General features: G+C 39.7%; 21 protein-coding genes. 8 read left to right on the forward strand and 13 right to left on the reverse strand.

Annotated elements, in window-relative coordinates:
* Positions 1 to 13: 13 nt before the first annotated feature.
* The 3 genes from JEU79_RS03330 to mnmG form a co-directional block, all read right to left on the reverse strand.
* Positions 14 to 796 (reverse strand): ParA family protein, encoded by a 783-nt coding sequence (locus tag JEU79_RS03330; RefSeq protein ID WP_198262957.1) that lies wholly within the window; start codon positions 794 to 796, stop codon positions 14 to 16.
* 62 nt (positions 797 to 858) lie between these two features.
* Positions 859 to 1512 carry a 16S rRNA (guanine(527)-N(7))-methyltransferase RsmG gene (gene rsmG, locus JEU79_RS03335; protein ID WP_198265840.1) on the reverse strand — a complete coding sequence of 218 codons (654 nt, stop codon included), beginning with the start codon at positions 1510 to 1512 and terminating at the stop codon, positions 859 to 861.
* 6 nt (positions 1513 to 1518) lie between these two features.
* Positions 1519 to 3393, reverse strand: coding sequence for a tRNA uridine-5-carboxymethylaminomethyl(34) synthesis enzyme MnmG (mnmG, locus tag JEU79_RS03340; RefSeq protein WP_198262958.1), 1875 nt, complete (start codon positions 3391 to 3393; stop codon positions 1519 to 1521).
* Positions 3394 to 3559: 166 nt separating this feature from the next.
* Here mnmG and JEU79_RS03345 point away from each other — a divergent pair, with 166 nt between their 5' ends.
* The 5 genes from JEU79_RS03345 to JEU79_RS03365 all read left to right on the forward strand — a co-directional run bounded on the left by JEU79_RS03345 (position 3560) and on the right by JEU79_RS03365 (position 10719).
* A complete protein-coding gene (locus JEU79_RS03345; protein WP_198262959.1) occupies positions 3560 to 4597 on the forward strand; it encodes an AI-2E family transporter in 1038 nt (345 codons plus the stop codon).
* A gap of 34 nt (positions 4598 to 4631) precedes the next feature.
* On the forward strand, positions 4632 to 5534 hold the full coding sequence (locus JEU79_RS03350; protein ID WP_198262960.1) for an AAA family ATPase: 903 nt from the start codon (positions 4632 to 4634) through the stop codon (positions 5532 to 5534).
* A 352-nt stretch (positions 5535 to 5886) separates the two neighbouring features.
* The gene (rpsA, locus tag JEU79_RS03355) at positions 5887 to 7545 is read left to right on the forward strand and encodes a 30S ribosomal protein S1 (RefSeq protein WP_198262961.1); all 1659 of its coding nucleotides are present in this window, start codon (positions 5887 to 5889) and stop codon (positions 7543 to 7545) included.
* Positions 7546 to 7700: 155 nt separating this feature from the next.
* Positions 7701 to 8675 (forward strand): DUF58 domain-containing protein, encoded by a 975-nt coding sequence (locus JEU79_RS03360; RefSeq protein ID WP_198262962.1) that lies wholly within the window; start codon positions 7701 to 7703, stop codon positions 8673 to 8675.
* Positions 8668 to 10719: a transglutaminase TgpA family protein gene (locus JEU79_RS03365; RefSeq protein ID WP_198262963.1), complete on the forward strand. Its 2052-nt coding sequence runs from the start codon at positions 8668 to 8670 to the stop codon at positions 10717 to 10719. The genes JEU79_RS03360 and JEU79_RS03365 overlap by 8 nt, the downstream gene beginning before the upstream one ends.
* Before the next feature lie 5 nt (positions 10720 to 10724).
* Here JEU79_RS03365 and JEU79_RS03370 read toward each other — a convergent pair whose 3' ends face one another.
* The 5 genes from JEU79_RS03370 to katG all read right to left on the reverse strand — a co-directional run bounded on the left by JEU79_RS03370 (position 10725) and on the right by katG (position 16697).
* Complete coding sequence (locus tag JEU79_RS03370; protein ID WP_198262964.1) at positions 10725 to 11003, reverse strand: GIY-YIG nuclease family protein; 279 nt, start codon at positions 11001 to 11003, stop codon at positions 10725 to 10727.
* Positions 11004 to 11018: 15 nt separating this feature from the next.
* Positions 11019 to 11393 (reverse strand): response regulator, encoded by a 375-nt coding sequence (locus JEU79_RS03375; RefSeq protein WP_198262965.1) that lies wholly within the window; start codon positions 11391 to 11393, stop codon positions 11019 to 11021.
* 143 nt (positions 11394 to 11536) lie between these two features.
* Positions 11537 to 13213, reverse strand: coding sequence for a transporter substrate-binding domain-containing protein (locus JEU79_RS03380; protein WP_198262966.1), 1677 nt, complete (start codon positions 13211 to 13213; stop codon positions 11537 to 11539).
* 150 nt (positions 13214 to 13363) lie between these two features.
* On the reverse strand, positions 13364 to 14368 hold the full coding sequence (locus JEU79_RS03385; protein WP_198262967.1) for a cytochrome-c peroxidase: 1005 nt from the start codon (positions 14366 to 14368) through the stop codon (positions 13364 to 13366).
* 106 nt (positions 14369 to 14474) lie between these two features.
* Complete coding sequence (gene katG, locus JEU79_RS03390; protein WP_198262968.1) at positions 14475 to 16697, reverse strand: catalase/peroxidase HPI; 2223 nt, start codon at positions 16695 to 16697, stop codon at positions 14475 to 14477.
* A 433-nt stretch (positions 16698 to 17130) separates the two neighbouring features.
* Here katG and JEU79_RS25960 point away from each other — a divergent pair, with 433 nt between their 5' ends.
* From JEU79_RS25960 to JEU79_RS03400, 3 genes are read left to right on the forward strand one after another with little or no spacing between them, the layout of a single operon-like run.
* The gene (locus JEU79_RS25960) at positions 17131 to 17790 is read left to right on the forward strand and encodes a hypothetical protein (protein WP_198265641.1); all 660 of its coding nucleotides are present in this window, start codon (positions 17131 to 17133) and stop codon (positions 17788 to 17790) included.
* Positions 17784 to 18749, forward strand: coding sequence for an IS66 family transposase (locus JEU79_RS25965; protein WP_198262524.1), 966 nt, complete (start codon positions 17784 to 17786; stop codon positions 18747 to 18749). Before JEU79_RS25960 ends, JEU79_RS25965 begins: the two co-directional genes overlap by 7 nt.
* Positions 18750 to 19898, forward strand: a complete 1149-nt coding sequence (locus tag JEU79_RS03400) for a DUF6701 domain-containing protein (protein WP_198262969.1) — start codon at positions 18750 to 18752, stop codon at positions 19896 to 19898.
* 5 nt (positions 19899 to 19903) lie between these two features.
* Here the strand turns inward: JEU79_RS03400 and JEU79_RS03405 are convergent, their stop codons facing one another.
* The 5 genes from JEU79_RS03405 to JEU79_RS27285 all read right to left on the reverse strand — a co-directional run bounded on the left by JEU79_RS03405 (position 19904) and on the right by JEU79_RS27285 (position 22680).
* The gene (locus tag JEU79_RS03405) at positions 19904 to 20365 is read right to left on the reverse strand and encodes a hypothetical protein (RefSeq protein WP_198262970.1); all 462 of its coding nucleotides are present in this window, start codon (positions 20363 to 20365) and stop codon (positions 19904 to 19906) included.
* A complete protein-coding gene (locus JEU79_RS03410; protein ID WP_198262971.1) occupies positions 20362 to 21153 on the reverse strand; it encodes a PulJ/GspJ family protein in 792 nt (263 codons plus the stop codon). The genes JEU79_RS03405 and JEU79_RS03410 overlap by 4 nt, the downstream gene beginning before the upstream one ends.
* Positions 21153 to 21620 carry a prepilin-type N-terminal cleavage/methylation domain-containing protein gene (locus JEU79_RS03415; RefSeq protein ID WP_198262972.1) on the reverse strand — a complete coding sequence of 156 codons (468 nt, stop codon included), beginning with the start codon at positions 21618 to 21620 and terminating at the stop codon, positions 21153 to 21155. The genes JEU79_RS03410 and JEU79_RS03415 overlap by 1 nt, the downstream gene beginning before the upstream one ends.
* Positions 21613 to 22089 carry a GspH/FimT family pseudopilin gene (locus JEU79_RS03420; RefSeq protein ID WP_214660482.1) on the reverse strand — a complete coding sequence of 159 codons (477 nt, stop codon included), beginning with the start codon at positions 22087 to 22089 and terminating at the stop codon, positions 21613 to 21615. The genes JEU79_RS03415 and JEU79_RS03420 overlap by 8 nt, the downstream gene beginning before the upstream one ends.
* Before the next feature lie 81 nt (positions 22090 to 22170).
* Positions 22171 to 22680: a type II secretion system protein gene (locus JEU79_RS27285; RefSeq protein ID WP_198262974.1), complete on the reverse strand. Its 510-nt coding sequence runs from the start codon at positions 22678 to 22680 to the stop codon at positions 22171 to 22173.
* Between the last annotated feature and the right edge of the window lie 169 nt (positions 22681 to 22849).

Genomic DNA, 22849 nt, shown 5'->3' on the forward strand with positions numbered 1-22849 from the left:
AAGGCTCTCACTCTTATGCTGTTTCAGCAATTTCTTCATCTCGACGTAACATTTCTCCAGCCAGTGCCAGATAGGCTCGTGCACCTTTGGAGGAGCGATCATAGCTGATCACTGGCATACCATGACTGGGGGCTTCGGCAAGGCGTACATTTCGCGGAATAATGGTGCGATACACTTTATCTTTAAAATGTTCCAATAATTGCCGTGAGACTTCAATCGCTAAACGATTACGGGGATCAAACATGGTTCTTAGAATGCCTTCAATTTCTAATTTGGGATTGAGGGATTCTTTAATACTATTAATCGTATCATTCAGAGCGGTTAAGCCTTCCAAGGCATAATATTCACATTGCATGGGGATAATGATGCTATCGGCTGCGGCCATCGCATTGACGGTCAGCATATTCAATGAGGGAGGACAATCAATCAGTATATAGTCATAGTCATCGGCGACTTCTTTGAAGCGATAGCTGAGTTGGCGCTCGCGATCAAATTTAGTCATCAGTTCCACTTCAGCAGCAGTCAAATCACCATTGCCGGGAATCAAATCATAACCTGCATCTTCGACAGTCACTTTGACATCTTTAACAGGTGTTCTGGAAATCAATAAATCATAGCCACTGTATTCAACATCATTTTTGTCAATACCACTGCCGGTAGTGGCATTGCCTTGCGGATCCATATCGACTAATAAAATTCGCCGTTTAGTGGCAGCCAGTGATGCAGCTAGATTGATGCTGGTCGTGGTTTTGCCCACGCCGCCTTTTTGATTGGAGATGGCGATGATTTTTGCCATGCTGTTTTTGCCCTCAAGCTAAAATCTCATCCTGAATATAACGCTGTATAGTAGAGAGACTTTTATTCTGAAAAAGCGATCTGAATTAAATGCCGCTGGGCATTTAAACCGGCCACTTTGAGTTCATCGATTGCTTCTATTCTAAAGCCTTCTGGCAGTTGTGCAATCTCTTCTTCTGGAATTTGCCCTTTCATAGCAAAAAACCTGCCTTGTTTTGCGCTGAGATGCTGACAATAATTCAGCATATCTTCGAGTGAAGCAAAGGCACGGGAAATAATACAGGCAAATTTTTCTTCCTCTGCCCGTTGATAGTCTTCTACTCGAGCATGTACTGCAGTGACATTTTTTAAGCCCAATTGTGCAATAGCGGTTTGAATGAAGCGCACTTTTTTGCCCCGGGCATCGAGTAAGACAAAGTCTATTTCCGGCAAGCATAGCGCTAGGGGAATACCGGGAATACCGCCACCCGTACCGACATCTAAGATAGTTGTTATTTTGTTATCTTGCTGAGTAAAAAAAGGCAGCATCACCAGGCTATCTAATAAGTGCAGGGTGATCATTTCTTCTGCTCGACGAATCGACGTCAGGTTATACACTTTATTCCATTTGACCATCAGTTCAACGAATTGGATTAATTGCTGTTGTTCTTTCAGACCAATCGTCTGACCTTGAACTTGCAAGCCATCGGCCAGTTTTTTACTTAAATCGGGATTCATGGGCATCTAATGACCTGCTTTTTTGACAAAGACCAGTAATAATGAAATCGCAGCGGGTGTCACACCGGGCACACGACTCGCCTGACCAACCGTTTGTGGTCGTGCTGCCTGTAGTTTTTCCCGCACTTCGGATGATAAGGAAGTAATGCTTAAATAGTCAAAACCCTCTGGAATCGCCTTATTTTCATAACGCTTTTGTTTGTCAATTTCTTCTAATTGACGTTTGATATAGCCTGAATATTTAGTTTGTATCTCAACTTGTTCAGCAGCAATGGGATCGGCCAGTTTATCGCCGGCAATGTCTAAACTGGTGAGTGAATCATAAGTCACTTCTGGTCTTCTGAGCATATCATAAAGACTGGTGTCTTTATTCAATGGTGTTTTTAACACTGCCATTGCTTCTTCTTCGGTCAAAGCCTTAGGGCCAATACGAGTCATTTGCAGACGCTTGATTTCATTATCAACCAGCTCTTTTTTCTTACAAAATGCTTGCCAGCGTTGTTCATCAACCAAGCCGAGTGCATGTCCTTTTTCGGTGAGGCGCAAGTCGGCATTATCTTCTCTGAGAATGAGTCGATATTCGGCTCTTGAGGTAAACATGCGATAAGGCTCTGATGTACCTTGGGTAATTAAATCGTCAATCATCACACCAATATAGGCTTCTTCTCGTCCTGGTGACCAGGCATCTTTGCCCTGTACCTGCAAGGCTGCATTAGCACCCGCAATGAGACCCTGAGCCGCCGCTTCTTCATAGCCTGTGGTGCCATTAATTTGCCCGGCAAAAAACAGACCTTTAATAAACTTAGTTTCCAGTGAGGACTTTAGATCCCTAGGATCAAAAAAGTCATATTCAATGGCATAACCCGGGCGAATAATCGTCGCTTGTTCAAAGCCTTTCATGGAACGGATAAAGGCCATTTGCACATCAAAAGGCAAACTGGTAGAAATGCCATTGGGATAGACTTCATGGGTTTGTAAGCCTTCCGGCTCAACAAAAATTTGGTGTGAATCTTTATCGGCAAAGCGATTTATTTTATCTTCAATCGAGGGGCAGTATCTGGGCCCTATGCCTTCAATGACGCCGGTATACATAGGCGAACGATCTAAGCCTGAGCGAATAATATCGTGTGTTTTTTCATTGGTATGGGTGATATAACAGCTGATTTGTTGCGGGTGATCACTCGCCTTACCCAAAAAGGAAAAGGTGGGAATGGGCGTATCGCCCGGTTGTTCCTGCAACACTGAAAAATCAATGGTGCGACCATCAAGGCGCGGTGGTGTACCGGTTTTTAAGCGATCCACACCAAATGGCAGTTCACGCAAGCGTTGTGATAACTTGTTTGCAGGGGGATCACCGGCACGGCCACCTTCGTAGTTTTCCAAGCCTATATGAATCAAGCCACCTAAAAAAGTCCCAGTGGTTAATACCACAGTATGCGCCTTAAATTTAAGCCCCATTTCTGTTTCAACACCGACAACTTGCTCATTTTCTATAATGAGATCAGTGACAGCCTGTTGAAATATTTGTAAATTTTCCTGATTTTCCAAGGCATAACGAATAGCGGCCTTATACAGTACTCGATCAGCCTGAGCACGTGTTGCCCGTACTGCTGGCCCTTTAGAAGCATTGAGACGACGAAATTGAATACCACCCAAATCGGTCGCTTTGGCCATCAAGCCACCCAGCGCATCAATTTCTTTCACTAAATGTCCCTTGCCTATTCCGCCAATCGCTGGATTACAGGACATTTGACCCAAGGTTTCGATATTGTGTGAGATCAGCAAGGTTTTAGAACCCATACGGCTAGCAGCCATCGCGGCTTCGGTGCCTGCATGACCACCACCGATAATAATGACATCAAACTGATCGGTATAAAACACTATTTAACTCCAATTTAAAAACACAATAACTAATTGCCTAACAATTGCGCATTATAAATCATTCACTTTGTCTGTTGTAATAAATTTATATCAATAAGCATGAACTACTTAATAGTATTCGCCTCAAACACCGCTATAATAATGAAAAAAGGAAGCTTCTGTTAATATGTCACTAAATACGCCATCTTATCCATTATTATTTTCTCTGGCCTCTCTGGTGATCATACTGACTGGAGTTAAATTGGCCGAAGCCATTATATCGCCATTGCTCATTGCCTTATTTATCACTGCCATTAGTGGCCCCGCTATGTTCTGGTTGTTGAACAAAAAAGTACCCGCCTCACTGGCTGTGTCTTTAATCATCTTTACGCTGATTATCTTCGGTTTTTTTATTAGTTCGATTGTCAGTAGTTCATTACAGGGCTTCTTTGACAATTTACCCAGCTATCAAGATCGCTTGCAAAGCATTACCAAGACATTAGGTCTTTTTTTACAACAATTTGGCATCAATTTGCAGATGACCGAACTCAGTAAAACATTCAATCTGGGTAAAGTAATGGGCTTTATTGGCTCCACTTTTAATCAGGTGCTTAGTGCCTTAACCAATATTTTTCTGATTTTAATAATGGTGATTTTTCTATTATTGGAGCTCACTTCATTTCGCCTTAAATTAAGTTCAATTTCTAAAACTCCCACTGAAACGATGGCAAAATGGGCACATATTTCAGCCACCATCAGTCGTTATTTTAAAATAAAAACCATGACCAGTTTACTCACTGCGATACCGATCATTTTAGTACTCAGTTTGTTGGAAATCGATTTTCCAATATTATGGGGAATTGTGGCTTTTCTACTGAATTTTGTGCCTAATATCGGTTCTATTATCGCGGCAGTACCTGCGGTGTTGCTGGCATTGATTCAATTTGGTTTTATTGCTGCCGGCGAAGTCGCTTTACTCTATCTATTAATGAACAATATTGTCGGCAATTTTATTGAACCCCGTCTAATGGGGCGTAGCCTGGGCTTATCGACATTGGTGGTTTTTCTTTCCTTAGTGCTTTGGGGTTGGTTATTAGGGCCCATTGGCATGTTTTTATCAGTCCCCCTCACAATGGCGCTAAAAATTATTAGCGATAGTAATGAGAAAACCCGCTGGATTGCTATACTTCTGAGTAATGATATTAAAAATGTAAAAAAAACTTAAACATACCCATATAGGCAATAAAGACTAATAAATCATGCTGACTCACTTATTAAATACCGCCAATACCATTATTTCCGGTAAAGAACAGGCTATTAAATTATCCATTGCTTGTCTACTGTCAAAAGGCCATTTGTTAATTGAAGATTTGCCCGGCATGGGTAAAACGACACTGGCACACTTGCTGGCCAAACTCTTTGGCTTGGATTATTCTCGTATTCAATTTACCAGTGATATGCTACCGGCTGATATTATTGGTGTGTCTATTTTTGATCGCAATAATACTGAGTTTCAATTCCACCCTGGTCCTGTATTCAGCCAATTAGTATTAGCCGATGAGATTAATCGCGCTACCGCCAAAACACAAAGCGCCTTATTAGAGGCAATGGAAGAACAACAGATCACCATGGATGGCAAAACCTATCCTTTGGACGACCCTTTCTTTGTTATTGCCACACAAAATCCACAAACACAGGCTGGTACGTTTAGCTTGCCCGAATCACAATTGGATCGGTTTTTAATGCGTATCGTTTTGGGCTATCCCGATCGAAAAACTGAACGGGGAATTTTGAGCGGTGCGGATAGACGGGAATTGTTAAAGAGTATCAAGCCCTCGTTTAGTACAGAGCAGTTATTAGCCATGCAAAAGCAAGTACGCGAAGTGCATATTTCCTCGGCCTTACTGGATTATGTGCAAGATATTTTGCAGTTTTCTCGCCAAAGTCAGGCATTTCTCACTGGCCTATCACCCCGCGCGGGTTTGGCTTTATTACGCGCCGCACAAGCCTGGGCTTTTATTCATAATCGAGAGATGGTTATTCCTGATGATATTAAGGCTGTTTTACCGTCAATTATTCTACATCGACTGGTCAGTCAAGATGACCAAAAGCAGAATGAAAGCCAGGTTATGGCGCTGTTTGATGCCCTGCCTATTCCTTAAATATCAGCCCAATTTCACCCCTAAAATAAATTGATAAGTCTTTGATCATACAATAAAAGACTGTTATAATATCCGGCCTTATATTTAAGGTTTTGCGATTATTGTAGCGGTATCCGCTCTTCCTCTTTAAACTAGAACCAATCTAAGTGATTGATTTTTAGTCCATTTTTAATTCCTGGGTTTTTTACTCATTTATTTTAAATTAGGAATAAAAGCACCTTAATAGCCCTATGATTAACTCATCATAGGATGAAACGATTTATTAACTGTGAAAACCTTCTTTTAAAATAACTTAAAATGATAGTTTTTTACCCTAACCAGTGATCAGATTTTTTGATCAAGGATATACCCGATGAGCGAGAGCTTTGCTGATTTATTTGAAGAGAGTCTATTAAAGACTGAAATGAAACCAGGTTCCCTGGTAACAGGCGTTATTGTTAGCATCGACAACGATTTTGTTGTTGTTAATGCAGGCCTAAAATCTGAGGGGGTTATCCCTCTGCACCAGTTTGCTAGTGATGGTGAGATCAACGTCGGTGACGAAGTTGAGGTCTCTCTAGACACTATCGAAGATGGTTATGGTGAAACTCGCCTGTCTCGTGAAAAAGCGAAGCGTGCTGCAGCTTGGATTCGTCTTGATAAGGCATTTGATGCTGACGAAACTGTCACGGGTACTATCATTGACAAGAACAAAGGTGGCTTCACTGTGCAATTGGGTGAAATCAGCGCATTCTTACCGGGTTCACTGGTTGATGTACGTCCTATTCGTGATGCTTCTTACCTTGAAGGTAAGGAATTAGAATTCAAAGTTATCAAGCTTGACCAAAAACGTAACAACATCGTTGTTTCTCGTCGTGCTGTCCTTGAAATTGCTAACTCTGCTGAGCGTGAAAAATTACTTGAGAACCTGGAAGAAGGTCAGACTGTTAAGGGTATCGTTAAGAACCTGACTGACTATGGTGCTTTCATTGACTTAGGTGGTGTTGACGGTTTATTACATATCACTGATATGTCATGGAAACGTGTTAAGCATCCTAGCGAAATCATTGCTGTTGGTGATGAAATTGACGTTAAAGTGCTTAAATATGATCGCGAGCGCACCCGTGTTTCTCTTGGTCTTAAGCAGACTGGCGAAGATCCTTGGTCGAAGATCAAAGAACGTTATGCAGAAGGCACACGCCTAATGGGTAAAGTAACCAACTTAGCTGACTATGGTTGTTTCGTTGAAATCGAAGAAGGCATTGAAGGTTTGGTTCACGTATCTGAAATGGATTGGACCAACAAGAACATTCACCCCTCTAAAGTGTGTAATGTAGGTGATGAAGTTGAAGTCATGGTTCAGGACATCGATCCAGAACGTCGTCGTATTTCTTTGAGCATGAAGCAATGTTCACAGAGCCCATGGGAAGTTTTCTCAGCCACTCATACTAAGGGCGATAAAGTCATTGGTAAGATCAAATCAATCACTGACTTCGGTCTGTTCATTGGTTTAGAAGGCGGCATTGACGGTTTGATTCACTTATCTGATATTGCCTGGAACACCACTGGCGAAGAAGAAATCACTGGCTTTAACAAGGGTGATGAGCTAGAAGCTGTGGTACTTGAAATCGATTCTGAACGTGGTCGTATTTCACTGGGTATCAAGCAATTGGATCAAGACCCATTCTCAACTTACGTTGCTGCGAATCCTAAGGGTTCTATTGTTACCGGTACAGTTAAAGAAGTTGACGCTCGTGGCGCAATCATTGAGCTAGCAGAAAATGTAGACGCAAGCCTACGTGTTTCTGAACTGTCTCAGGATCGTATTGAAGATGCTTCAACTATTCTGAAAGTTGGCGAAACTGTTGAAGCTAAGTTCATTGGTGTTGACCGTAAGAGTCGCGTCATTAACTTATCTATCAAAGCAAAACTAGTTGCTGATGAAGCTGAAGTCATGTCAGGTTATACTGATGGTGGTTCTGCAACAACTTCTCTAGGTGCTTTGTTAAAAGATCAGCTCAACAAGAAGTAATTCTAACTTGGCTTAGCTAAGCTTAGAAAGCAGTAAAAAAAGGGAGCTTATAGCTCCCTTTTTTATGCCCCATCCTTCCGATTTAATTATCAAATGCTTTGCTAAACTCAATATTCGTTCTATGCTCTAAAGATATCTCATTATAAAGTGACTTTATGACGCTTACAGCTAAATTACATATTTGGTTACTCAAACGGGTTTCACAAGAAAAATCGGTTACTCTCTCTTCCCGAGGCATTTACATCCTGCCCACGAAAGAAGGCGTGATTTTTGCCCTGTTGATTTTATTGATGCTTTCAGCCGCGATAAATTTTAATAATTCTTTGATCTTTTTCTGCACATTTTTACTCGCTGGCATGGGCATTATTTCCATGCACATGACACAGCAAAATTTACTCAATCTAAAATTCTCCATCGCACATGTAAAAGCCGTTTTTTCTGGTCAGGCACTGAGTCTGCCACTGATTATTCATCATGCTGAACAAACCCAAAATAAAAAAAACACCACGCGTTATTCTATTGCCATTCAATTTTCCAAAGCGGTTTCACCGGCCAAGGAATTAACAGATGTGAGAAGTGATGAAAACTCCCAAGTACTATTAAGCACCTTGAGTTCTCAACGTGGCCATTATCAATTAGAACCCATTACTATTTCTACTCTATATCCCTTAGGCTTGTTTCGTGCCTGGACGAATATTCAATTAGATTGTGATGCCATTGTTTATCCCAAGCCTAGCGACGCCTTTGAACATACATCAAACCAAGGCTCAAATAGTGAGGGACAAACAGACAAGGGTCGTGGCTTTGATGATTTCAGTGGTTTCAAGAGTTACCAAAGGGGTGAATCCTTAAAACACATTCACTGGAAAGCTTATGCCCGTGAACAAGGCTTGCTGACAAAAACTTTTTCTGGCGCTAATAACAATGAGTATTGGCTGGATTGGAATGATTTGAGTGGTGACAATGAATTACGTCTCAGTCAATTATGCCGCCTTATTATTGATGCTGAAAAACAGGGCGATCGATACGGACTCGTTTTACCGGGAACAACACTGCCCATTCAACGTGGGCAAAAGCACTATCAGCAATGCCTAAAATCACTGGCTTTATTTAGGCAAGCCGATGTATAAATTATTTCAAGCAAAACTATTTTTTTCGCAAACAACACTCATAAGTCTAGTCAACGTATTGTTCTTATTAGCAAGTGTCTTATTGCTTGTTTTAACCCCGCATTTATTATCAGTTTCTTTCACTATCGTGGTCTTTATTTTATTTATCTTAACTTGGTTTTGCTTGCATACGCTGGGGATCATCCCAGGTGCCGGGGTCATTATACGCTTTATTTTAGTCGCTATGGCCATTGCTATTTTAGTCATGAATTATGGTCTGCATTTTTCTCAACAAGCTTCGATGAGTTTTTTGTCCATACTCATCTGTTTAAAATTATTTGAAATAAAAAATATTAACGACCGTCGCAATATTTTTCTGATCATTTTTTTAGCTTATTTTGTGCTAATGACTTATTTTTTAAACTCTCAGGATATTTTACTCAGTCTATATATAGTATTTAATATCATCATTCTCAGCCTCTTACTCAGTGCTTTTAATCGCATTCCACAATCACCACTGGCCATTATAGAAAATCTTTATTTAATTGGCCGTATAATGCTAAAGGCTATTCCCATAGCGATTATTCTCTTTCTTTTTTTTCCACGCATCCCCGGCCCCTTATGGACTTTACCTGAAACTGGCCGTTCAGCAAGTACTGGCTTATCCGATAAAATGTTTCCTGGTAGTGTGACTAATTTAGCTGATTCAAATGAAATCGCTTTTCGAGTTGATTTTGATGGTGAGCCGCCTACTGCCGATAAGCTCTATTGGCGTGGCCCAGTTTTGACTAAGACCGATGGGTTTATCTGGTCTCAAGCAGCACAAAAAAAGCTGCATAAGAAATTGTCAGATGTTATCAGTAATAGTGATGGTTTTGTTTCTTATACCGTCACCTTGGAACCACATCAGCAAAAGTGGTTATTCAGCCTTGAGATGCCCAGTAAGTATCAGGGTGATAGTATAAATGGAGCTTATTTAAGCACCGATTTACAATTGCTCAATAACAATAATATTTATCAGCTAACACAATATCAAGTCACCTCTGCAACACAATTCTCTCTCAAAACAATTAATCAGCATGAACGTCAAGAAGCACTTTATTTTCCTGACAATAGCAATCCGAAAACATTTGCCTTAGGTCAAACATGGCAACAGTCTTATAAAAATAAAACACAGATTATTAGCACTGGCTTAAACTATTTCAGAGATCAGCCCTTCTATTACACCAAACAACCTGATGTCATGATCGATAACCCAGCCGATCAATTTTTATTTCAAACTCGACGCGGTTTTTGTGAACATTATGCCAGTAGCTTTGTATTATTGATGCGCGCTGCCGGCATCCCTGCACGAGTCGTGACCGGCTATCAAGGTATAGAAAAAAATGATGTGGGGGATTATTATATTGTACGTCAGTCCAATGCCCATGCCTGGGCTGAAGTTTGGTTAGATAAAAAAGGCTGGATTCGAATTGATCCAACGAGCATGATTCCGCCTGAACGTATAGAAGCGGATATATTTCAAACCAATTTAGATCGACTGAGTTTTTCTTCCTTAAATATTCCTGACTTAGCGCAACTCAGCGCCCAGCAAAAAACACAACTCTATAATTTTTATAAGAAAATACAACAATCAATTGATAATGTAAAATTTCTTTGGAATAACTGGATTTTAGATTATGGCCAAAGCAAACAGAATTTATTATTAAAATTATTAGGCTTTGATGTTCATTGGCAAAGTTTAATCTTCTTATTAATAGGCTCTTTTATTAGCCTATTGATTTTATATCAGGTCTATAATTATTTTCACCAGCGTAAAAAAATCGATCCTATAGTCAAAAACTATGCCCGTTTTATTAGCAAGCTTAATCGTGCTGGTTTATCGGTAAGTAATAATCATGGGCCAAAAAAAATTAAACAATTGGCAATTCAACAATTTCCCAAACAACAACAAGCCATTGCACTTATCATCAATCATTATATTCAGATCCGTTATGCTAAACATACCGACAAAAGTGTCATTTTAAAATTTATTGCTGCAGTAAAAAATTTACAACTGACTTAGAATACTCACTCTGTAATACCCTCAAAGATAAGCGTGTTCTTTTTACTTCGGCTGAAAGTTTTTATTTCATATTCTCGTTGACTCGCACTGACACGATCATGGCCTTGTTCTATAAACACTATTTTTTCAGGCTTTCGCCCATAAAAATATTTCGCTCCTTTTTTGCTTTTATGTTGCTCAAAACGTCTAATAATATCCGTTGTAATTCCAGTATACAATGATTGATCACTGCACAAGATAATATAAACCAACCAGTTTTTCTTATTTTTTTGAGAGTCTTGCAAAATAAAATCAGCGTATTATTTTTCTAAAATTCTTTCAATAGTTTCTATCAACTCATCTGTTTTCACCGGTTTTGCTAAAAATTCATTGCCACCGATAGTATTACCCATATCTTCTGTTTCTGCCTTGGTGACAATGGCCGTTAAAAAAACATAGGGAATAGATGCTAAATTATCATCTTCTCTGATTTCTGCAATGGCTTCATCACCACTCATGTCCGGCATCATGACATCCATAAAAATAAGGTCGGGTTTAAACTCTCTAGTGGCTTGTAATGCTTTGCTTCCTTGATTTTCTGTACGTACTTCATAATTGCCTGTACGCTCAAGATTCATTTTTATCATCTTGGTTAGGACAGCTTCATCATCTACAACTAATATTTTTTTAAGCATTTTCCTTGTCTCCTTTTATCCTAAAATAATCAGTTGAATCGTAGCGAGAGCGACTTAGGTGCTGAAGATTAAGGGTTTTACAGGTTATTTTGGCTTTATTCGTAGTCACCCTACGGGTGAAGTCAAAATGTTCTGGAAAATCCTTAAGATTCAGTGCATAAGGCGGTCGCAGTAGGTTCAACTGATTTTTTTAGGTTTATGGCTAAATAAATTGTCACGATAACACCCTGGGCGTTATTATCTTTACGGTTTGTCATCGTAATCATACCATGATGCAAGCCTATAATTGTTTTTGATACTGACAAGCCTAATCCAGTTCCCTCACCAACTGCCTTAGTGGTAAAAAAAGGCTCAAAGATATTTTTTTCGTGCCCCTTATCCAAGCCATAACCTGTATCTAAGATTTCAATTACAATGACTTCCTGATGTAGATAAAAGTGTCCAGCCGATTTTTTTACTTGTTTTACATCTTCAATATGATCTAAAAACGTACGGACAATTATTTCACCATCACTATTATCGGTGTTATTGATATGATTTTCTCTTTGTTCCTTAATGGCATGTACCGCATTCATAAGCAAATTAATAAAGACTTGCTGTAAGCGATTTTTATCCATATCGATATTAGGGATATACTTATCCAAGGACTTTTGTAATACGATATTATGCTGCTTAAATTCATGTTCTACTAATTTAAGCGATTTTTCAATCACTTCATTGATATTACCCTGACTGACAATCAGCTCTTTTTCTCGGGAATAATCCAGCAGCCCTTTAATAACCCTATCAGCTCTTGCAATGGCATCATCCATATCATCTAGAATGGTAACAATAGTCTCATTATTTTTTTCACCTTTTAAATAATCTATACTCATTTGTAAAATGGCCAAAGGATTTTTTACTTCATGTGCAATACCTGCCGATAAACGCCCTATTGATTCCATCTTTTCTGCATGAATAAGTTTCACATTGGCATTTTCCAATGCCTTACTACGGCGTGCAACCTGCATTTTTAGACTACGATTCCAAAAAAGTATGGCAATAAAGCCTATCATAATAATAAGACTGATCAGTAATGCTTTGGTACGAAATTCACTGGATTGCCAAAAAGAAACCTTCTGTAATTTTATCCATTTATTATGAATCACTTCCATTTCTTTTGTTTGTAAGCTGGCCAAGGTTTTATTGAGTATCTGCTGAAAAATGGGCCAATCTTTTCTCACACCCAGTGCTAACTCCATGAACTGTCTTTTTTTTGCTTGTACCGGTACAACATGTAAATTTGTTATGCCATCATGGTGAACAATATAACTCACCGAGGCCAAGTCACTGACCATTGCATCAATTGCACCTAATACCGCTAACTCGATACCCATTTGTGTGGTTTCCACACGCACTATTTCAATTTCATTATCATGTTCAGAAATCAATTCATCCCAAATGTAATTACTAACCACTCCTACTTTTTTACCATTGAGTGCTTTAATGCTGCTATATTTTTGAGCAGAAATAATCACCCCAGGGATTTTGATATGACTTTTGGTAAACAACATATATTGTTCACGTTGTTTATTTTTTGCAATGGTGGGCAATAGATCGATCTGTCCAGACTTAAAAGCATCTAATACGGCTGTCCAGTCCTTTTTTTCTATTAATTTAAAATTAATATCTAATTTTTGTTCTATCAGATTTAAAATCTCAATTGACATGCCACGATATTCATCGTCAACATCCTGCCATTCAAAGGGTGGGAAGTTTTTATCATGAGCGATACGAATATTGGGGTGCTCTTTGAGCCATTGTTGTTCTTTCTGACTCAATAAGAGCGTGTCAGCGTAACATTCTGTGAATGTGATAATCACTAAAAAAATGAATATTTTTAGTCGTGTGGGATTGCTCATTGTCGTCTCTATATCCGTCACAATTATTCAAGTATCATGGGTATAGAGTTAGTTTATAGCTTTATTGGCCTAAAAAGATAGTTTTGCCTGATTATTAAGAGTATTAAAGAACGCTTTAATTGCTAACACTTCTTGATTTCTTAACTTAATGCCTAATTGATGCCAGCCGGTATCTTTGATGGCCTGCTCTATTGTTATACCAGCACCATCATGAAAATAGGGTGCGGTATTAATGACATTACGCAAAGAAGGTACTTTGAAAAAATAATTATCACCAGAATTATTGGTAATGTGAGCAAGCCCTCTATCGATTTTATTGGGGTAAGGATGCACCAAGCCCATTTTCATAAATAATTGCCCCCCTAATAAGGGGCCGTTGTGACATGCGACACAGCCTTTTTCGATAAATACACTTAAGCCTATTTTTTCTTGCTGATTAATGGCTGCTTTATTGCCCGCCAAATACGCATCGAAGCGATCTTTGGATATTAATGTTCGTTGAAATGCAGCCAGTGATTTGGAAATATTCTCTATTATTATTGGCTCAATATGATCTGGGAAAGCCTGTTTAAATTCATCGAGATAGCCATTATCAGTCAATCGTTGAATAAGTGCTTGTTTGGAGGGTATTGCCATTTCTTTTGGATTAAAAATAGGAAATGAGGCTTGTTGTTCTAATGTTTTTGCTCGTCCATCCCAGAATTGTGCCACCTGTAGTCCGGCATTCCATGTACTCGGTGAGTTGCGTGTACCCATTTCGCCTAAGGCTCCCATCGATACTTTTTGGTGATCGACACCTGGAGCATTATTAATAATATTATGACAAGTATTACATGATTGACTATTGTTTATGGATAGTTGAGTGTCAAAATATAATTTTTTGCCTAGCTTAATCTGTGCCTGAGTATCGTCTTCACTGCCTGGCATTGTTTCAGGGAGGGTAGCAAAGAATGATAATGCAACTTCATGAATAGAATCTTGTGCATGGCCTTTATTGATCGTCAATAGAGAAAAAACGAGCAGTATAAATAAACTCGATTTAATCTGTGGAATTTTTACATATTTTTGTTTCATCTGCTTACTATTTTAGGTTTAAGTACCAGTCAAACTTTAGGCGTAATAATTGCGTAAGGAGGGCATAGCCCTCCTTACGTTTAGTACTTATAAAACTAACTTACGTTTATTTTAAATCAAAGCGATCGAGTTTCATCACTTTAACCCATGCGACTACAAAGTCTTTTATAAACTTCTTATCCGCATCATCGGAAGCGTAAACTTCAGCAATGGCTCTTAATTCAGAGCTAGAACCAAAAATTAAATCAACCGGTGTTGTCTGCCATTTTAACTTACCTGAAGCACGATCATGTCCTTCATAAATGCCTGCTTTAGACTCAGATTTTGTCCATGCAGTTGACATATCTAATAAGTTGACAAAGAAGTCATTACTTAACACGCCTGGCTTATCCGTTAAAACACCTAAAGCTGAACCATCATAGTTTGCATTTAATGCCCGTAGTCCACCAACCAATACGGTCATTTCTGGTACATTTAAGCCTAAAAGATTAGCCTTATCCACTAACATTTCTGCTGGAGACATATAGCTATCTTCCGTGTAGTAATTACGGAAACCATCTGCTTTTGGTTTTAGGTAATTAAATGACTTAACATTAGTTTGCGCTTGTGATGCATCGGTACGACCCGGTGTAAAAGGCACTTCTACTTTATAGCCTGCTTGTTTTGCAGCACTTTCTATTGCGCTTGCTCCTGCTAAGACAACCATATCGGCTAAAGATATTTTAGCTTTTGGTGATTGCTTATTAAACTTGTTTTGTACTGATTCAAGCTTATTGAGCACTTTCTTTAACTCTTTAGGATTATTCACAGCCCAATTAACTTGTGGCTCAAGTCTGATACGTGCACCATTAGCACCGCCACGCATATCTGTCACACGATGACTTGATGCAGCTGCCCAAGCAGTTCTGACTAATTCAGATGTTGTTAAACCTGAAGCTTGTATTTGCTTTTTAAGCGCAGCGATATCACTCTCTGTCACTAAGGCATGCTTCACTTCAGGAATAGGATCCTGCCATGAAAGCACTTCACTAGGCACATCAGCACCTACGTATCTTGCACGAGGCCCCATATCACGGTGAGTCAGTTTAAACCATGCTTTAGCAAAAGCCTTATCAAACTCCTTAGGGTTTTTTCTAAAGCGTTCAACCACTTTGCGGAAACTTGGATCTTCTTTCAGCGCTATATCGGTAGTAAACATAATCGGTGCATGACGCTTATTAGGTATATGCGCATCGGGTACTAAATTCGCTGCACCCTTATTATCAGGAATCCATTGAATTGCACCGGCAGGGCTTTTTGTTTCCACCCAATTAAAGTTCATCAGGTTATCCAAATAATTAGATGACCACTTAGTAGGTGTCACTGTCCAGGCACCTTCTAAACCACTGGTTGTAGTATCAGCACCTACACCCGTACCACATTTATTTTTCCAGCCTAAGCCTTGTGCTTCAATGGGTGCTGCGGCAGGTTCTGCGCCAACACATTTATCCGGTCTTTTTGCTCCATGTGCCTTACCCAGGGTGTGACCACCAGCGATTAAAGCAACAATTTCTTCATCATTCATTGCCATACGGCCAAAGGACATTCTAATATCTTCAGCGGCAAGTAATGGATCAGGCTTGCCATGTGGTCCTACGGGGTTAACATAGATTAAGCCCATTTCAACAGCGGCTAGAGGACCTTTAAGTTTGCCTTTTTTATCTCTGCGCTTATCAGCAAGAAATGCAGTTTCTGGTCCCCAATAAACTAAATCTGGTTCCCAATCATCGGTTCTACCACCCGCAAAACCAAAGGTTTTGAAGCCCATTGATTCAAGTGCTACATTGCCTGACAATACCATTAAGTCAGCCCAGGAAATTTTACGGCCATATTTTTGTTTGACAGGCCATAGTAAACGACGCGCCTTATCTAGGTTGGCATTATCCGGCCAGCTATTAAGTGGATCAAAACGTTGTTGACCACCCGCAGCTCCACCACGACCATCATGTACACGATAAACACCTGCACTATGCCATGCCATACGGATCATTAAGGGCCCATAATGTCCCCAATCTGCAGGCCACCAAGCTTTAGAATCTTTTAAGGTGGTTTCTATGTCTTTCTTTAACTGGGCTAAATCCAGGCTAGCAAATTCTTTAGCATAGTTAAACTTGTCACCATAGGGATTGGATTCATCACCATGTTGACGTAAAGGGCTTAGGTTTAGTTGATCTGGCCACCAAAATTGGTTGGTTTTTACATGCCCAGCAGCAAAGACTGTTGAAGCATGCGACATGGTAGTGATAGCAATTGAGATTGCTGCGACAATTGGAAGTGTTCTTTTTAACATGATTGTTTCCTCATATTTTATAAGTTGCTTATATGACTGCTTATACGTAAGTTGGATAAATCATAGAGCTTTACAGGTTTTTTTTAAAATTGATTAACTTGAAGATAATCTTCTATTTTTTCTAAGGGTATTAATTTCCTTTTTTAAACAATGAGTTAATAAAATTTTAGGGTAACTTCTCAATAAGTCTGTGCAAAACTTGAAATAAAAACAAAAAAAGTCTTGACAGCATTTTAGAGGACAAAAATTGCATTTTCACTGCCCCATGTAATTTATCCCTATAAATGATCCTGTCGATCTGTCTCAGATCGAAATAGAATATTTTTGAATATTATCTTAACTGAGAGGGAGTTTGATCAACACAGGGCAAACTAAAGAGCCTTAAAAAGCCATGATACAATTGTTTTATTGAAAACAACCTGTATTGATTATAGTGAAAAAATTACCTCCAATTCCAGAGATACCTGAAGAAGAAAAGACACCGGTAGTCCGATTACTCCTTGCTTTCATGGAGCAACAACAGGAAATCATTCAAAACCAACAGGTTGAAATCGATGCCCTTAAAACAGAAGTTGCTAAGCTTAAAAAGCTACCTCCAAAGCCTAAAATAAGAGCCAGTAAATTGCCAAAGGATGATGACAATGATAATCCGACAGGTCATTCAGGAAGCAAGAAAAACAACTCAGGAAATGGGACTAGTAAAAGTCGTAAACGAAAGAAGAAATTGGCTATTCATAAAACCACCGTTATCAAACCAGATAACCTGCCAGAACATTCACGTTTTTTAGGGTATCAGGATTATTTTGTTCAGGAGCTGCTGATTAAGCCTTTCAATACTCGTTATCGATTGGCTCGCTATAAAACACCCGATGGTGATACCTGTATAGGAAAATTGAGCTTTGATACACATATAGGACATTTTGGCCATACATTACAGAGTTATATCGTTTATCAATATTATCACCAGAGAGTGACTCAGCCATTGATAATACAACAATTAACAGAATTAGGTTTTGATATTTCAACGGGTCAGATCAATGAGATTTTAATCCATGACAAAGACCATTTTCATACTGAAAAAATACATTGCTAACTGCCGGTATCAACAATAGTACTTATATCCATGTTGATGATACGGGTAGTCGTCATGATGGAAAGAATGGTTATTGTACTCACGTTGGCAATGAAACCTTTGCCTGGTTTTCAAGTACTCGATATAAGAGCCGGATTAATTTTCTACAATTGTTACGAGGTGCTGCTGTTGATTATACGCTCAACGATGCAGCACTTGATTATATGAGAGCAGAAAAATTACCTCACAAGCCATTGAGCGTTATTGAACAAAGTCATCAGACTTGCTTTGATAATGAAGAAGCCTGGAAATACTATCTGCAGAACAATAGTATCATAACACAACGGCATGTTCGCATTGCCACAGAAGGCGCTTTACTGGGGGCATTAATTAACAGTGGCTTTCCAAGTGATTTGGTGATTGTGAGTGATGATGCAGGACAATTTGATATTTTGTTGCACGCATTATGTTGGATACATGCAGACAGAGTGTTTCAGCGGATACTACCACTCAATGAGCGACATGATAAAGAACTGAACTGGGTACATACTCAGATTTGGGAACTATTTTATGATCTCAAACAATATAAACTTGAGCCAGATGATCCGTTGAAGTCAGCGATTGCTGAACATTTTGATGAATTGTGCCGGACTAAAACAAGCTTTGAAACGTTGAATCAGGCACTGAAACGATTGGCAAGAAATAAAACAGAATTACTGCTGGTATTGGAACGGCCTGATATTCCTCTTCATAATAATTTGAGTGAAAATGATATTCGAGAATATGTTATTAAGCGTAAAATTAGTGGTAGTACACGCTCAAAGGATGGGCAACTTTGCAGAGATACCTTTGTCAGTTTAAAGAAAACTTGTTTGAAACAAGGAATTTCATTCTGGGATTTTATTAATGACCGGATCAGCAAGAGAAATTTGATCCCATATCTGCCTGAGTTGCTGAAAGGTAAAGTTTGTGCTGTTTAAATGCACAGACTTATTGAGAAGTTACCCACACTCAATCAACCTAGCTCAGGTAATAACCCAACTCTAAGTGGTAATACCACCTTATCATCACCCACTTGGAGTGCTTCTGATATAGCCTATAATGAAGTTGGTATCATCGAACTAAAGGCAAATTTAACGGATAATAGTTATCTTGGAATTGATGATATTTTAGGTAAAAGTGGTTATGTCGGCCGCTTTACTCCCGATCACTATAGAGCCACCATCGACAGCCACGGAGCCTATCAGGCCATGTGCAGCGGTCTCTTTACTTATAGCGGACAAGCTATGAACTACCTCAGCACACCATCATTATTCATTAGCGCAGAAAATGCTGCCAACAATACGACTCTCAACTATCGTGATGGCTTTATCAAGCTTGATAATAGCTCCGTCACCATTCAAGCACCTTCAAGTGATAGCACCAATAGCCTCAGCCTTGAAGTGCGTGATGCCTTACTCAATACCGTATTAAGCAATTTAAGTGACGGTACACTGGTCAGCAATAACGATGGCACGGTTACTTACACCCTGAATGCCACGGACAAACTCAACTACATTAAGAATTCAGCCGCTCAGCTCAATCCCTTTCAAACCAACATTGATTTAATCACCAACAATATTATTGATAGTGATAGCATCACTTATCTTGGCACCTTACCCACTATCGAGCCAAGTGCAGTGGAGCTTCGCTTTGGCCGTATCGTCACAAAAAATGTATTTGGCTCAGAATTAATAGCGCTGGATATGCCTATGTATGTGCAATATTATAATAATGGTTTTATCCTCAATAGTGATGATACTTGCAGCATTAATCCATCATCAATCACCTATAACAAGCAAGTAACAACAACTGAAAACATCAATGGTACTTTATCAGTCGCTTCTGATGGCATTAATTTTTCACCCCCGGGAACAGGGACAGGCTATGTTGATGTTGTCATGGACATTGGTTTGAATGGTGATCAGTTTTTCTGGCTACAATATGATTGGGATGGCGATGGTGATTATTTTGATACCGCAGGTGATGCTAGCCTGCCTGGAAAGGGCAATAACCCACCCTACAGTCGAGCAAGCTTTGGTATTTATAATCGCTCTAAACGTATTATTTATACCCGTGAATTATACTGAATGGGCTACGAGCCATCATAGGAAATACTGCTTTGAATTTTTCTAAAAACATAAAAAGTATCACCGACTAAACCTCTTCTGGCACTAATAGCGATCGTCGTTATTCTGGGATTTAAAGAACAAGCACCCGGTGTCGCATCACAACAAGCTGGGCAAACATCATCACAGCGTTCAATCTTTATAGTATAACCTTCTGTGGTTTGCCATTCATTGCCCGGCACCACCCCCGTACAACTATCAACAAAGTTTTGATCATTGTTAGTGACAATAGCAATGGCCCATTCCATACCACTTTTGGCGGCATATAAAGCGCGTGACTGTTCAACATTTAATGCCGATGTGGTCGTTGTGGTGCTATTTAAAGTGACCATAGCAATGCCTACCGATGCTAAAGCAACTAAAATAAAAATCGCGCCAACCAAGGAAATACCTCTTTGTTGTTTAGGCAACGAAGCAATAATGTTCATGGCTGATTCTCAACAAAAACCTGATTCATCAAAGTAATTTTTTCTCCATTGTCACTGATAGTAATGGCTAGTGTGACCAAGCCGGGGCGAGTGGTGCTTCCCGCTGAATAACTAAACTGGCAATTAGTAATGTTTTTTGCCAACAATGCATCACTGCTGCTCACACTGCCCATGTTTGCTGTAATCGCATAATCCTGTTTTAAATAAAGGCTATTATTAGCCAATAAGCAACCAAATAAAATCGGTTTATCTACGATCATATAACGCGCTTGCGGCGAAGACAGAGGAAACTGAATGGCGCTATAAGAGATTAAGCTATCCGTTAGTGCTGTAATCTCAGAGCGGTTTTCAAGAGGGGCTGTCTGATAAGCATCTGATCCACTTTCACCCAAATTATATACCACGACATTTAAGCCAACGGCCTGAGCTGCACTAATGCGTAATGGCTGCAACAAAGCAAATGAGGTACTCGAAGCAGTAGTAGTAAAAACATCTGTACCACTGCTTGCATAGCGCCCACCATCAATCGTATGCAGCATTTCTAGACTGAGTTGATCGGCACTAATACGCACACTATTGGGTAAGGCATGATGAATATCTCTCGCCATGCGATGCAGTGTTAACTCAGCAATGTCCACTAGTTCTGCCCGCCGTTTTAAATCGGCATAAGCCGTCATGGGCGAGGCAATTAGGTTCACCACCAACATGGCCACAATGCCGCTAATGACCATAACAATAATGAGTTCAACTAAGGTGAAACCCTGCTGTTTGTTCACGGACGTTTTCATTAATAATCTGTTCGATAAGCAGTCAAAGGAATGGTCGTATTCAGACCTGCATGGCTAATGCTAACAATAATTTTTTTGGCGCTCACAGCATCCAATTCATTGCCACAACTGGATACCGTGCAAAGACTCACCACCACTTCAACCGAATAGCCGCTCAGAGCACTAATGCTATTGCCATATTGATCGGCAATCGCAGTGCCAGCAATAATGGCATTGTAATCGTCAACTTCATTATAATTCGCCCTGCCGGTGGTCGCCCCATCAACAAGATTCTCATAGGGCTGCATCATAATTTCATCAATATAGCTTTTAGCAATGGCTAATTGTTGTGCACGTACCATGGGATCTGCACTAGTGGTGCTAGTACCAATAAATAACGCCGTCACTCCAGCAATAGCAATGCTGATGATCACAATTGAAATCACTAATTCTATTAAGGTCACACCCGCTTGAGTATTTTTAATCATGGACATAACCCGTTATGGGTTCAACAATAACCACCCGCGCACTGTCACCCACGGTAAAAGAAAATGCGCCGGTGGAGCTGGCAATCCCCTGTGCATCATAAGTAAAGGTTGGTGTTGGGCTGATGATGACCGTGCCCGTATCACTATAGGCCGATTGAGAAGCTGGTTTTTTTAATATCTGAGCGGCACACAATGAACTTGCTGCGTAATTTAAGGCATAGTTATCACCGCCCAACACAATATCAACATCACACTGGCTGGCAATGGCAATTTTTTGTGCATAACGAAAAGCTGAGATGATTTCTTGATGATATTGGCTGTCTTGAAAGGAAGATTGACTAAAGAATTTTGCTGCACCGACTGATGCCATAATGCCGACAATGATGATCACCGTCACAAGTTCAACGAGTGTAAAACCCTGGTTTCTTGTCAGCTCATTATTTCGAAAATTGCTATTATTCGTTTGCATCTAAAAACCAATGATACAGGCGGATTTAAACTAGGCAGATTGCGGTGAGCGGTGAGCAGCGCCCATTCTACTCACGACGCTTTAATTGATTGCATCAACCACTACTGCACCATTAGCAGGATTATAAGTAATGCTCATAGTCGATGCAGCGGTACCTGTTTTATTAGCACGATAGTTGTAAGTACATAACGAACTAGCAAAAGTCGCGGTATAGTCATTGGTCGTATCCGTAGTAGACGTACCCGCGCTGATTGTAGGTGGGTTTTGCATTACTGCCTGCCAAACATTTGAGATACACGTTGCATCAGTTGTTGCTGTGGGCCAACCACTTGCGCTAACTACTGGCACAATACCATCACCAAAGCCTGGTACGGTTGTCGCCGAAGTGTCACCATTAGCAATCCACTGTGCATGCGCTAGAGCAATACCACTACCCAAACCACCACCGACACCTGCTACTGCTGCCTCATGAGCCTGATCGGTTACATCCATAAATTTTGGTAAAGCAGTCGCCGCCAAAATACCTAAAATCAAAATTACGGTAATTAATTCTATCAGGGTAAAACCTGAGTTTGACTGTTTACTATACATAAAATAACCTCTCAAATCTGAATATTATATTCTTTGACTACTAATGTGTTTTTTAAGCTATCATCTCTGTGTCGCTGCCAATTACATTGGCGTCCCAGATTAAAAACACTTTATAGTCAAAATATAGCAGTGAATCGGGAAAATACCATATTTTTCATAATATATTTAA

Source organism: sulfur-oxidizing endosymbiont of Gigantopelta aegis (assembly GCF_016097415.1).
Taxonomy (GTDB): domain Bacteria; phylum Pseudomonadota; class Gammaproteobacteria; order GRL18; family GRL18; genus GRL18.